This window comes from Hyphomonas sp. (assembly GCF_022844445.1).
Taxonomy (GTDB): domain Bacteria; phylum Pseudomonadota; class Alphaproteobacteria; order Caulobacterales; family Hyphomonadaceae; genus Hyphomonas.
On sequence record NZ_JALHLS010000014.1, the window covers coordinates 70,959 to 83,850 of the forward strand.

The window sequence follows — 12,892 nt, forward strand, 5'->3', positions numbered from 1 at the left end:
ATAGTCCTGCAACATGGAGCCGGTTCGGCTCAAAAAGGTAGCCACCATGAAGATCACGGCATTCCAGGGGTGGGCAACTCGGGCGCGGATCGGCGCCGCGGCCCTGTTTACGGGGCTCTCGGCGATGGCTCTGCCTGCCTGCGCGCATCCGGTCACACTCGGCGGCCTCGAATCGGCAGTACCCATCGAGGCGAAGTTCCTGCCGGACGAGAAAGTGTTCGTGGCCTCAGATGGCTTACGGCTTGGGCTGACAGTCTGGCCGGCGGCCGGGACGGACAATCCGCAGTATGTCGTCGTCGGCGTCCATGGCATGAGCGACTATGCCGGGGCTTTCCACATGGCAGCGCCTTACTGGGCCGCCCGCGGGGTGACGACTTACGCCTATGACCAGCGCGGCTTTGGTCGTTCACCCAACAAGGGATTCTGGCCAGAGGAGGAACTGCTGCGCAGGGACCTGCGCACAGCCGTCGATGTTGCGCGCGAGCGCCATCCGGCCGCCGTGATCACGGTTGTCGGCATCTCGATGGGCGCGTCTGTCGCGATGACCGCATTCGGCTCGGATGACCCACCGAAGGCCGACCGGCTGATCCTCTCCGGTCCCGGCCTGCGCGGCTGGGGCGCGATCAACCCGCTCTACCGGGTGAGCCTGCTCGCCTCGGCACACATGAACCCTGGCTGGATCGTCGTGCCGCCAGCGGGCCTGATCAAGATCGAGCCGTCCGACAACAACGCTATGCTGCGCCGGACCTGGTCTGACCCGCACATGACCTACGAGAACCGTATCGATCAGGTCTACGGCCTCGTGAACCTTATGGAGAACGCCCACTGGGCGGCGGCGCGCCTGCCAAAAACGCTGCCGGTGCTCGTCTCCTATGGAGCCAAGGACATCGTGATCCCGAAGAACGGGGTGGAGCGGACGAGCAAGCTGCTGCCGGCCAATGTCCGTACGGTCTACTACAAGAATGGCTATCACATGCTTGAACGCGACTTGCAGGCCGAGAAGGTCCACGCAGACTATCTTGCCTTCATGAAGGACCCTGATGCGGCCCTGCCGAGCGGGGAGAGTCCCTGGCCGTTCCTGCAGCTGTGTAAAGCGGCCGACCCGGCGCCTGCCGCCATCGGGGCGTGCCGTTGAGGCCTGATGCCTGAGTTTCTCGACAGCGAAGGCTTCCTCACTGCGCATGACGGTGCGCGCCTCGGGCTGACGGTCTGGCCCTCAGCGGAGCCGGTCGACGCGCAACACGTCATCGTCGGCATCCACGGGATGAACAATTACGCAGGTGAGTTCCGCCTCGCGGCGCCGGAATGGTCGAAGGCGGGAGTGCCCGTTTATGCCTACGACCAGCGCGGCTTCGGGCGCTCCGTCAGTCGCGGCCATTGGGCGGGTGATGCTCTGATGCAGGAAGACCTTCGCACGGTTGTGTCACTTGCCCGCGCTCGGCATCCGGGCGCCGAGGTAACGGTGGTGGCCATCTCAATGGGTGCCGCCGTTGCGATCACGACCTTTGCGTCCGACCGCCCGCCGGAGGCGGACCGGTTGATCCTGTCCGGCCCGGGCCTGCGCGGCTGGGGCGCGCTCAACCCTTTCATGGCCGCCGCGCTGCGCGCCTCGGTAAAGCTGGCACCGGCGCAGATCGTGCGCCCCCCGAAGTTTGCCAAGCCGAGGCTGTCTGACAACGACGCCTTTCTCGACTTGCAGTCAGCAGACCCCTGGCACTCAAAGGAGAACCGGATCGACCAGCTGGCTGGCGCCGTGTCTCTGATGGAGCTTGCCCACGAGCAGGCGGCGCGGTTGCCGGAAAGCGTCCCGGTCCTGGTCTCTTATGGGGGACGCGATGAGGTGGTGCCGCCAATAGGTCCAAAACGGACGGCGCCATTCCTGCCGAAACACGTGCGCACAGTCTACTACCCTGAAGGTTACCATGTGTTGCTGAGTGACCTGCAGCGGGACCGCGTGATAGCCGACTACCTGGCCTTTATCCGCGATCCGGGGTGCGCCCTGCCAAGCGGTGAAGGGGAATGGCCGTTCCGTTAAGCTACTGGTGGGTGTCTTTCCACAGCTGTAGCCCTCTTGTGGCGCTGCTTGCGTGGACAAATATAGGGGCATCTGCCACACCTGATCCCAAGCGATTCAGCCAGTTTTTTCAAAGGCTCCCTTGATGTCCACTATCCATGAGACCGCCCTCAACCTCGTCCCGATGGTCGTCGAGCAGACGAGCCGGGGCGAGCGGGCCTTTGATATCTTCTCGCGCCTTCTCAAGGAGCGCATCATCTTCGTCACCGGCCCGATCGATGATGGCGTCGCGGCGCTTACAACATCGCAGCTCTTGTTCCTCGAATCCGAAAACCCGAAGCGCGAAATCGCCATGTATATCAACAGCCCCGGCGGATACGTCTCCTCGGGCCTGGCGATCTACGACACCATGCAATACGTCCGCTGCCCGATCTCCACGGTCTGCATCGGCCAGGCCGCCTCTATGGGCTCGCTCCTGCTTGCCGCAGGGGAAAAAGGGATGCGCATCGCGCTGCCGAACGCCCGCGTCATGTTGCACCAGCCCTCGGGCGGGTATTCGGGTGTTGCCACAGATATCGAGCGCCATGCCGAAGAGATTATCGAATTGAAGCGGCGGCTTAACAATATTTACGTGCGCCATACTGGTCAGCCCTATGAAGTCATTGAGCGAACACTTGACCGGGACACGTTCCAGACGGCCGAGCAGGCCATGGAATTTGGCATCGTGGACAAGGTTTACGAGCGCCGGTCTGCGGAAGACGAGAAATAACCGCAATTTTTCAACGTGCGGCCCGCCCCTTGCAGGCTTAGCGAACAACTATAGACTTAGGACCACCGGAACGTATCCAGGCGGGCTTTAAAGCCTGCGTTAAGCGTTTCGAGGCATTGAGGAAGTTATGACGAAGCAAAACGGCTCCGGCGACTCCAAGAACACGCTCTACTGCTCTTTCTGCGGAAAGAGCCAGCATGAGGTGAAAAAGCTCATCGCTGGACCGACCGTGTTTATCTGCGACGAGTGCGTCGAACTCTGCATGGACATCATCCGCGAGGAAAACAAAACCTCGGCGATCAAGTCCCGCGAAGGTGTTCCGACGCCGCAGGAGATCTGCGATGTGCTCGATGATTACGTTATTGGCCAGCGCCACGCCAAGCGCATCCTCTCGGTCGCGGTCCACAACCATTACAAACGCCTCTCCCACGCTGGCAAGGCGGATGGGGTGGAGCTGTCCAAATCGAACATCCTGCTCGTAGGCCCCACGGGTTGCGGCAAGACGCTGCTGGCCCAGACGCTGGCGCGCATCCTCGACGTGCCCTTCACGATGGCAGATGCCACGACGCTTACGGAAGCCGGCTATGTCGGCGAGGATGTTGAAAACATCGTGCTGAAACTGCTGCAGGCGGCCGATTACAACGTCGAGCGCGCCCAGCGCGGCATTGTCTACATCGACGAGATCGACAAGATTTCGCGCAAGTCGGACAATCCCTCAATCACGCGTGACGTGTCTGGCGAGGGCGTCCAGCAGGCGCTGCTGAAGATCATGGAAGGTACCGTCGCGGCGGTTCCGCCGCAGGGCGGCCGGAAACATCCTCAGCAGGAATTCCTGCAGGTCGACACGACGAACATCCTGTTCATCTGCGGCGGCGCGTTTGCCGGCCTCGAGAAGATTATTGCTGCGCGCGGTGACAATGCCTCGATCGGCTTCGGTGCGACCATCAAGAACGCCAGTGACAAAGGGGTCGGCGAAACCCTTCGCGGCACCGAGCCCGAAGACCTGCAGAAGTTCGGCCTGATCCCGGAATTTATCGGCCGACTGCCGGTTATCGCGACACTGGAAGACCTGGACGAGAAAGCACTCATCCAGATCCTTACCCAGCCGAAGAACGCCCTGCTCAAGCAATACCAGAAGCTGTTCGACATGGAGAACGTGGCCCTCACGTTCACACCGGAAGCGCTGGTTGCGGTCTCGCGCAAGGCGATTGGCCGCAAGACGGGGGCGCGCGGCTTGCGCTCCATCATGGAAGGCATCCTGCTGGACACGATGTTCGAACTGCCGAACCTGCGCGGCGTCGAAGAAGTTGTGATCAATGCCGAAGTGGTTGAAGGCAATGCCGAGCCGCTTTACGTGCACGCTAACAAGACCCAGACCGAAGCGGGTTGACCTCCTCCGGGTTCGGACAAAAAAAGAGCCCCGGCCCTCGCGCCGGGGCTTTTTTCATTGCGGCAGATGGATCGTGAGGATGTCTACTCGTGGTGGCATCAGGAACCGCATCGGCACGCCGACCATGCCGGTGCCGGTGGTCACATAGACGAGGCGCTCGCCGGCTGGTGTCTGCAGGCGGTGGAGTTCCTTGTCGAACGGGCCGTTGACCGGCAGGAAGCTGCGATAAATTCCCGGAATGCGAACCTGGCCGCCATGCGTGTGCCCGGCGAGCATCAGGTCATAGGCAAACCCATCCGGCACGACCAGCGCGGTATCGGGATTGTGCGTGAGCAGGATGATTGGCTGGTCCGGGGGCAGGGCGGCGGTGAAGCTGAAGTCCTGTCGGCGCTGCCAGAGGTCGGAGGCGCCGGTGACAACAATTGCCTGGCCGCCGATCTGCACCTCGACCGCCCGGTTGTGCATGACCGCGGCGTCTGCCTCACCGAGCGCGGTTAGGATGGCATCGCTGAGGTCATTGCCGGGAAAGCCGACATCATGGTTGCCCAACACGGCAAAAAGCGGCGCTCTGAGGTCTGCCAGCGCGGCGAAGTCCTCGGGAATGTCTTCAGGGTCCGGATGATAGGTCAGGTCGCCCGCAAGAAAGACCGCGTCGACCCCTTCGGCATTGATCCGCTTAACGATCCGCTCGATCGCCATCGAATGGCCGAACATGCCGATATGCGGATCGCCGAACAATGCAATGCGGATGGACGGAGAGGCCTCGGTCGCGCCCGGCAGCAGGATTGTTTCCTCATGCGTAACCAGCAGGCGCGGCTCAACGAAGCGCGCATAGGCCGGCACCGCCGTTACCGCGAGCATCAGCCCGGCGAGCATTTTCACCGCCGGCTTGCCCCGGAAGATCCCCCAGATGCACACGGCCGCCAGCGGGAACCAGGCCCAGCTTCCCCAGAAGATGACCAGCTTCATCATGGCGTCTTCCTGAGGACCTTTCATGGCAAAGAAAAGGCCGGCACCCGAAGATGCCGGCCCATGGTTTCTGGCGCAAAGGCCGGGAAACCTACATCTTGTAATACATGTCGAATTCGACCGGGTGCGGATGAAGTTCGAACCGCATGTTCTCTTCCATCTTGAGATCTATGTAGGAGTCGATCTGGTCGTCGTCGAACACGCCGCCCTTCTTGAGGAAGGCGCGGTCTGCATCAAGGGCGCCGAGCGCTTCACGCAGAGAGCCGCAGACTTGCGGGATTTTCGCAGCTTCGGCCGGCGGCAAGTCATACAGGTCCTTGTCCATGGCATCGCCCGGATGGATCTTGTTCTCGATGCCGTCGAGACCGGCCATCAGTAGAGCGGCGAAGGCGAGATAGGGGTTCGCCATCGGATCCGGGAACCGGGCTTCGATGCGTTTCGCCTTCGGGTTAGAGCCGAACGGAATGCGGATCGAGGCCGAACGATTGCGGGAGGAGTAGGCCAGCATGACCGGTGCTTCGTAACCCGGGACAAGGCGCTTGTAGCTGTTCGTCGACGGGTTGGTAATCGCGTTCAGGGCCTTGGCGTGCTTGATGATGCCGCCGATGTAGTAGAGGCACATGTCGCTCAGGTCGGCATACTTGTTGCCGGCGAACAGCGGCTTGCCGCCCTGCCAGATCGACTGGTGGACGTGCATGCCCGAGCCGTTGTCCTTGTACATCGGCTTCGGCATGAAGGTGGCCGATTTGCCATAGGACGCCGCCACGTTGTGGATGACGTACTTGTAGAGCTGCATCCGGTCAGCCATCACGGTCAGCGTCGAGAACTTGAGGCCAAGCTCGTGCTGGGCAGGTGCCACTTCGTGGTGGTGCTTTTCCGGGTCGAGGCCGATTTCGCCCATGATGGAGAGCATTTCGCCGCGCATGTCCTGCTCGGAGTCGATCGGCGGAACGGGGAAGTAGCCTCCCTTCGGGCCAGGGCGGTGGCCCATGTTGCCCATCGGGTATTCCTTGCTCGTGTTGATCGGCAGCTCGGAGGAGTCGTAGCTGTAGCCGGTGTTGTGCGGCTCGATCGACCAGCGCACGTCATCGAATACGAAGAACTCGGCTTCTGGGCCGAAGAACACAGTGTCGCCAATGCCGGAAGCCTTAACGTAGGCTTCGGCCTTCTTGGCGGTCGTGCGCGGGTCACGATTGTAGGCCTGGCCGGTGATCGGGTCGAGCACGTCGCAGATCACGGCGAGCGTCGTCTGCTGGAAGAACGGATCGATGATGGCGGTGGCCTGATCCGGCATGAGAAGCATGTCGGACTCGTTGATGGCTTTCCAGCCAGCAACCGACGAACCATCGAACATTTGGCCTTCGGTGAAGAAGTCTTCGCCGACCATGTTCTTGTGGAAGGTGACGTGCTGCATCTTTCCGCGCGGATCGGTGAAGCGAAGGTCGACATACTGGATGTCTTCATCCTTCATTTTTTTGTAGAGCTGATCAGCCATTGGTTTTGCCTTCTGGTGAGCTGTTTGTGCTGTCTGATATGAGGGGCGCGAAACCGCGCATTTAATTCCTAGAGCGCTGCGTCGCCCGTTTCACCGGTGCGAATCCGCACAGCGTCGATAACATCGGACACGAAGATCTTGCCATCCCCGATCTTGTCGGTGTGGGCAGCTTTCTTGATTGCCTCAACGGCACCCTCAACGGCGCTGTCGGCGAGCACGACTTCGATCTTAAGCTTGGGCAGGAAGTCGACGACATATTCGGCGCCGCGGTAGAGTTCCGTATGACCGCGCTGGCGCCCGAAGCCCTTGGCTTCGATGACGGTCATGCCTTGCAGGCCGATTTCCTGAAGGGCTTCCTTCACGTCATCGAGCTTGAACGGTTTGATGATTGCTTCGATCTTTTTCATGCGTGGTTCTCCCCAGCCGCCGGGTTAAGATTTCAATCGTGCGTATGGGGTGTTGGGAGAGGACGCGATAGGAAGGCGCGGGACTCGTGCCCCGGGATGGCCGCATGGTAAATAATCGGGCGCCATTGCCTAATAAATAGGCATCCATTTCCCGGCGGAATTCCCAATTAATGACGCCTGCGTCACTTTTCACCTTTCCTCGCACATGCTACAGGAAAGGCCCCTCCGGAGCCCTGACTGATGCCTGCAGAGATCTACGTCCACCCTGACCGCCGCCCGGCGGCCTTCCGCCCGCTCAAGGCGTGGCGCCACATGCAGAAGCTGATTCAGGACAAGGAAGACACAGAGCAGGTCTTCCACATTATCGAGGCGCTGAACGGCAAGTCGTTCGAACGCAACTTCAAGGCCTTCATCGAAACCGAGGCCGGTCGCAAGCTGCTGGCCGAGAAGCCCTACCTTCCGCCGCTGCTGGACGACCACGCATGGATCCGCGCCTTGCCGGAAGGTACGGTCGGCCGCGCCTATATCGAGTTCATGGAACGCGAAGGGCTGACCGCGCAGGGGTTGGTTGACGAAAGCGAGAAGTTCCGCTCCGCCGCCCGCGAGTTCGACGACGACTACAAATGGTACGGAAACCGCCTGCGCGACACGCATGACCTGTTCCACGTGCTCAGCGGTTATGGCCGGGACGCGTTGGGCGAAGCCTCGCTGCTTGCCTTCACCTTTAGCCAGCAGCCCGGCCTCGGCGTGATCTTCATTTCGTTTGTTGGCTGCCGCACGATTGCAAAACATGCACCCAAGAACGCGCGAATCATGGACTGCTTCTGGGAAGGCAAGCGCAATGGCGCCCTCGCCGAAAAGATCATTCAGCAGGATATCATCGCTCTCATGCATGAACCGCTTGAAGTTGCCCGTGCCCGCCTCGGCATCCGCAGGCCCCTGATCTATAAGGAAACGCTGAAGCTGCTCGGCCAGCATGGCATCAAGCCTACCCTGCAGCCGCAGGCATTGGCCGGCGAGCCGGTCGCCGCGTGATCTGGCTTATCCGGCACGGCGAAGCAGCCGCAGGCTGGGGCGATCATCTCGATCCTGGCCTCAGCGCGCTTGGCCACAAGCAGGCTGAAGCCGTCTCCTCAATTCTGGAGGCGCTTCCGGTGAGGGGCCTCATCTCCAGCCCGATGCAGCGCTGCCGCGAAACCTCCGCGCCCACATCCCAGCGCCTGTCTATGTCGCCGGCTATCGCGCCGGAAGTCAGCGAGATCGTGAAGCCGGAAGGCATCGACGACCGGGTCGCCTGGCTCCAGAAAGTGATGGCCGGAACATGGACTGATGCCGGCGCGCCTTATGTCGCCTGGCGCCGGCGCGTTGGCGACTTCGTCGAAGCGTTGCCGGAAGGCACCGTCGTTTTCTCTCACTTCGTGGCGATCAATGCGTTGTGCGGTCTGATCGAAGGGGATGACCGCGTCACGGTATTTCGTCCCGGCCATTGTTCCGTCACCCGTCTGGAACGCCGTGCAGGGGCTCTTCGCGTGGCAGAATATGGAAGCGAAGCCGCGACTCGCGTGCTATGAGCCGCGCCCATGGGCAGACCTATTCTAACGCCGCAGGAAATGCGCCTCGCTGAGCAGGCGATCTTCGCCGCCGGCGTCGACAGTTTCACCGTCATGCAACGCGCCGGCGAGGCGGTGGCGGAGTTCGTGCACGCGCATTGGCCGGAAGGCCAGATACAGGTTCTTTGCGGCCCCGGCGGCAATGGTGGTGACGGTTTCGTCGCGGCGGCTGCGCTCGCGAAACTCTGGCGCAAGGTTGAAGTCTTCTGTGCAGTGCCGGTCGCGGAGCTCAAGGGCGACGCGGCGAAAGCTGCAGCGCTTTGGGGCGGCGAGGTCGGGACGCTCGAACAGGCGCTCACCGCGCCGCATGAACTTGTGCTCGACGCGCTCTTCGGCGGCGGCCTGTCGCGTCCGCTGGAAGGCGCGGCGGCAGCCCTCGCCGAGCGTCCTGCGCGCGTGGTGTCAGTGGATGTGCCGTCAGGGATCGATGGCTTCACCGCCAAACCGCTTGGTCCCTGTTTTCGCGCCGAAGGCACGATCACCTTTGCCGCGCTGCGTCCCGCGCACGTGCTGCTACCCGGCGCGGCTTACTGCGGCGGTGTCATGGTGGCCGATATTGGAATTCCTGTGCAGACGCGCGCGATGGAAAACAGCCCGGCGCTGTGGGCGGCCAATCTGCCGCAGCCCGGGCAGGGGGACTACAAGCATCGCCGCGGCCATCTGAAAGTCGTCAGTGGGCCGATGAGCTCCACCGGCGCCGCCCGCCTTGCCGCCCGGGCCGGCCTGCGCGCCGGGGCCGGGCTCGTCACGCTGCTGTCGCCGCCGTCTGCGATGCTCACCAACTCCATGCATCTGACGGCCATCATGCTGTCCTCCGTGGACGGAGCAGAGGAGCTTTCTGCGCAGGCGAAGAAGGCCAGCGTCGTCGTCATCGGCCCGGCGGCCGGCGTCACGCCGCAGACCCGCCAGAACGTCGCCGCCGTGCTTAAATCCCCCGCTCGTGCGGTGCTGGATGCTGACGCATTGACCGTGTTTGCGGACGATCCTGCGGCGCTGTTCGCGATGCTGCGCGAGTCGGATGTGGTGACGCCGCACACGGGCGAGTTCGAGCGTCTCTTTGGTGACCTGCTAACCAGCGCCCCTAACAAGATCGAAGCAGCCCGTCAGGCCGCCGCAAAAGCCGGTTGCCTCGTCATCGTGAAGGGCGCGGATACCATCATCGCTGCGCCGAGCGGCCACATCGTTGTCAACACGCACGCCACCCGCTGGCTGGCCACCGCAGGGTCAGGCGACGTACTCGCGGGCCTCATCGCGGGTTTCATGACGCAAGGTGTCGACAGCTTCCTCGCCGCCGCCATGGCCGCCTGGATTCATGGCGAAGCCGGTCGCCGCGTCGGGGCAGGGCTGATCGCTGAAGATCTGGAACAGCAACTGCCAGACATTCTCAGCGCGCTGCATGGCGAACTCGCCGAACGCTGACCGGTGTCAGTGACCCGCCATCCGTCCCATCGGGCGGCCGTCGATGATCTGGTCTAGATACTCGCTCATGCCGTAGCCGACTTTTCCGTCGCAGCGATACTCGGTCATCGCTTCAGTGATACGCGTCGTCAGTTCCTGGCCGTCCGGCGTGGTGCGCCGATTGCGCAGCGGTATGAGGGCGACGACGCGCCCGGTTACCTCGTACGTCTTGCCTGCCTTGGTGCGGATCCTGGCAACGAGGTCCGTCTGGTACTCGTTCTTGTCCCAATTGCTCGTCAGGTCGCAGGCGGTAATGTCGTCATACACGCCGTCGCGGTAGACCATGCCGCTCGGCCGGGCGCCGCCCTTGCCGTCGCTCATCACGTTAAACATCATCCCGAAATCGGGACCAAAGTTCATTGGGCACCAGCGATACCATTCGATAGCCTGCCAATGGCGAGGCCCCCAGGACTTATCGCGCAGGCCATGGCCATCAATGTCGAGCCGCTCGCCACCGCACTCGATGAAGCCTTTCGCCGCGCAGTGCTGCTCGTAGTGGGCCTTGGCGAACGACTTCTCAGGATCGATCTCGATCGACGAGCCGTCTGCCTTCAGCATTTCACCGCCATACATCGGTGAGAGGCCCGTATAGGTCATCTCCATCCGGCACGGCACGCGCGGATTGTTCCGGAACGCGATCTTCGGATCAGCCATTTGCAGCGGTTCCTTCAGCACGAGCAGTTCGCCCGTGTACGTGACCCGCAGCTCCTTGAAGGGCGTTACAACTTCGACTTTCAGGCCACCTGCATTCATTTCCGCATTCCCGGTTATCGCGGGGCGCGCAAACATGAAGCCGACCCGGCCATCCGGAAAGTAGACGCACATCGACATCTCAGCGTAGTTCTGATTTGGCCGGTTGCCGATCCGGAACCACGCCCCGGCGCGTTTGCCCGCGTCGAACACGTTGAAGTACATGCTCTCGTTGTAGTTCTCGGCGGTACCGGGATCGTGCGTGAACTCATCCTCCGGCAGGAGGCGAACCTGGAAACCTTCTGCTGCTGCGGCCATGGCGCTTCTCCCGAACTTGAAAGCCGAGAAAAGCATGCCACGCGCCTGCGGCCGTGCAAGACTGACGTGGAGGCATCAGTAATCGCCGCAGAGGGCGGCGCTATCGACGGCCTCTGCCCTTCGTGGTGCGGATGAGAGGACTCGAACCTCCACACCTTGCGGCGCTGGAACCTAAATCCAGTGCGTCTACCAATTCCGCCACATCCGCACGTGGGGGGCCTCTTACGCGAGGCCTTTGCCGGGGGCAATCGTTCGCTGCTGCAGGGCGCCTGGCAGGGCGTGGAAACCCCGCTGCACTCGCCCGCCACGCGCCGTGGACAGGGCCTTCCCCATATGACATAAGCCGCCGCTTCAGGCAGGATTCAGTGTGTCCGGGGCCCCCTCGCGGCTCCCCCGGCCATGCATTCATTGACGAAAGACGAGGACATGGAAGTCACTCAGACCAAGGCAGAAGGTCTCAGCCGCACCTTTGAGGTGAAGGTTACCGCCAGCGAACTCCAGGCCAAACTGGCCCAGCGGATCGAGGAAATTCGCCCGCAGATGAAGCTCAAGGGCTTCCGTCCGGGTAAGGTTCCGGCCGCACACGTCCGCAAGATGTATGGCCGCGACCTGATGGGCGAGATGATCGACAAGCTGGTCAACGAGACCAACCAGAAGGCCCTCGAGGACAACGCCCTGCGTCCCGCCGGCCAGCCGGCTGTGAAGATGGACGGCGACATCGAGAAAGTCGTCAAGGGTGAGGCTGACCTCGCCTATGAGATGAACATCGACATTATGCCGGAGTTCACTCCTGTCGAGGCCGCGTCCCTCAAGGTCACCCGTCCGGTCGCTGACGTGACCGACGAGCAGATCGACGAGTCGCTGAAGCGCATCGCCGACCAGAACATCCAGTACGAACCCCGCGCCAAGACCGCGAAAGCGAAAGACGGCGACGCCGTCGTGATCGACTTCGTCGGCAAGATCGACGGCGTCCCGTTTGAAGGCGGCGCAGCTGAGCAGCAGTCGGTCGTCCTTGGCTCCAACCGCTTCATTCCTGGCTTCGAAGAGCAGCTCGTCGGCGTGAAAACCGGCGAAGAGAAAGAACTGAACGTTTCTTTCCCGGAAGACTACCAGGCAGCCAACCTCGCCGGCAAGGCCGCAGTGTTCGAAGTCAAGGTACACGAAGTCCGTGCGCCGAAAACACCGGAGATCGACGAAGAATTCGCAAAGGGCCTCGGCCTCGAAAGCCTCGAGCAGCTGCGCGGCCTCGTGAAGGACCAGCTGACTGCTGAGCACGCCAATGCTTCGCGTTCGAAAGCCAAGCGCGACCTGCTGGACAAGCTGGACGAAGCCCACAGCTTCGATCTGCCGCCGGGCATGGTGAACATGGAGTTCGAGCAGATCTGGCAACAGCTTCAGCGCGAGATGGATGCCGGCCGCGTCCAGGATGAAGAGAAGAAGAAGCCGGAAGACGAGCTGAAAGCGGAATACCGCAAGATCGCCGAGCGCCGCGTACGCCTCGGCCTGGTGCTTGCTGAGATGGGCCGCATTTCGGACGTCCGTATCACCGAGCAGGAAGTGAACCAGGCACTCATCCGTGAAGCCCGCCAGTACCCGGGCCAGGAGCGCGAAGTGGTGCAGTTCTTCCAGAAGAACCCGAACGCGATGGCCCAGCTGCGGGCGCCGATCTACGAGGACAAGGTCGTCGACCACATCCTGTCGGTCGCCACGGTTGAGGAAACCCAGGTTTCCCGCGAAGACCTCTTCAAGGAAGACGACGCTTAAGCGTTGCC

General features: G+C 62.1%; 12 protein-coding genes and 1 tRNA gene. 8 read left to right on the forward strand and 5 right to left on the reverse strand.

Going from position 1 to position 12,892, the window contains the following annotated elements; genetic code table 11:
• Window positions 1-46 precede the first annotated feature (46 nt).
• The 4 genes from Q0C17_RS14635 to clpX all read left to right on the forward strand — a co-directional run bounded on the left by Q0C17_RS14635 (window position 47) and on the right by clpX (window position 4,173).
• Window positions 47-1,135, forward strand: a complete 1,089-nt coding sequence (locus tag Q0C17_RS14635) for an alpha/beta fold hydrolase (RefSeq protein ID WP_291207853.1) — start codon at window positions 47-49, stop codon at window positions 1,133-1,135.
• Between the two features lie 6 nt (window positions 1,136-1,141).
• Window positions 1,142-2,035 carry an alpha/beta fold hydrolase gene (locus Q0C17_RS14640; RefSeq protein WP_291207855.1) on the forward strand — a complete coding sequence of 298 codons (894 nt, stop codon included), beginning with the start codon at window positions 1,142-1,144 and terminating at the stop codon, window positions 2,033-2,035.
• 124 nt (window positions 2,036-2,159) lie between these two features.
• Window positions 2,160-2,783, forward strand: a complete 624-nt coding sequence (locus Q0C17_RS14645) for an ATP-dependent Clp protease proteolytic subunit (protein WP_291207857.1) — start codon at window positions 2,160-2,162, stop codon at window positions 2,781-2,783.
• A gap of 127 nt (window positions 2,784-2,910) precedes the next feature.
• The gene (gene clpX / locus Q0C17_RS14650; protein ID WP_291207859.1) at window positions 2,911-4,173 is read left to right on the forward strand and encodes an ATP-dependent Clp protease ATP-binding subunit ClpX; all 1,263 of its coding nucleotides are present in this window, start codon (window positions 2,911-2,913) and stop codon (window positions 4,171-4,173) included.
• 54 nt (window positions 4,174-4,227) lie between these two features.
• Here clpX and Q0C17_RS14655 read toward each other — a convergent pair whose 3' ends face one another.
• The 3 genes from Q0C17_RS14655 to Q0C17_RS14665 form a co-directional block, all read right to left on the reverse strand.
• Window positions 4,228-5,145, reverse strand: coding sequence for a metallophosphoesterase (locus Q0C17_RS14655; RefSeq protein WP_291207861.1), 918 nt, complete (start codon window positions 5,143-5,145; stop codon window positions 4,228-4,230).
• Between the two features lie 88 nt (window positions 5,146-5,233).
• Entirely contained in the window at window positions 5,234-6,637 is a 1,404-nt protein-coding gene (gene glnA / locus Q0C17_RS14660; RefSeq protein WP_291207863.1) for a type I glutamate--ammonia ligase, read from the reverse strand.
• A 68-nt stretch (window positions 6,638-6,705) separates the two neighbouring features.
• Window positions 6,706-7,044, reverse strand: a complete 339-nt coding sequence (locus tag Q0C17_RS14665; RefSeq protein WP_291044186.1) for a P-II family nitrogen regulator — start codon at window positions 7,042-7,044, stop codon at window positions 6,706-6,708.
• Between the two features lie 240 nt (window positions 7,045-7,284).
• Between Q0C17_RS14665 and Q0C17_RS14670 the strand changes: the two genes are divergently transcribed.
• From Q0C17_RS14670 to Q0C17_RS14680, 3 genes are read left to right on the forward strand one after another with little or no spacing between them, the layout of a single operon-like run.
• Window positions 7,285-8,079 (forward strand): Coq4 family protein, encoded by a 795-nt coding sequence (locus Q0C17_RS14670; protein WP_291207865.1) that lies wholly within the window; start codon window positions 7,285-7,287, stop codon window positions 8,077-8,079.
• Window positions 8,076-8,615, forward strand: coding sequence for a histidine phosphatase family protein (locus Q0C17_RS14675; RefSeq protein ID WP_291207867.1), 540 nt, complete (start codon window positions 8,076-8,078; stop codon window positions 8,613-8,615). Before Q0C17_RS14670 ends, Q0C17_RS14675 begins: the two co-directional genes overlap by 4 nt.
• A 9-nt stretch (window positions 8,616-8,624) precedes the next feature.
• Window positions 8,625-10,073 carry an NAD(P)H-hydrate dehydratase gene (locus tag Q0C17_RS14680; RefSeq protein ID WP_291207869.1) on the forward strand — a complete coding sequence of 483 codons (1,449 nt, stop codon included), beginning with the start codon at window positions 8,625-8,627 and terminating at the stop codon, window positions 10,071-10,073.
• A gap of 6 nt (window positions 10,074-10,079) precedes the next feature.
• Here the strand turns inward: Q0C17_RS14680 and Q0C17_RS14685 are convergent, their stop codons facing one another.
• On the reverse strand, window positions 10,080-11,120 hold the full coding sequence (locus Q0C17_RS14685; RefSeq protein ID WP_291207871.1) for a hypothetical protein: 1,041 nt from the start codon (window positions 11,118-11,120) through the stop codon (window positions 10,080-10,082).
• Window positions 11,121-11,243: 123 nt separating this feature from the next.
• Window positions 11,244-11,328, reverse strand: a tRNA-Leu gene (locus Q0C17_RS14690).
• A 218-nt stretch (window positions 11,329-11,546) separates the two neighbouring features.
• On the opposite strand from Q0C17_RS14690, the gene tig reads away from it, so the two are divergent.
• The gene (gene tig, locus Q0C17_RS14695; RefSeq protein ID WP_366914833.1) at window positions 11,547-12,884 is read left to right on the forward strand and encodes a trigger factor; all 1,338 of its coding nucleotides are present in this window, start codon (window positions 11,547-11,549) and stop codon (window positions 12,882-12,884) included.
• Window positions 12,885-12,892: the final 8 nt, after the last annotated feature.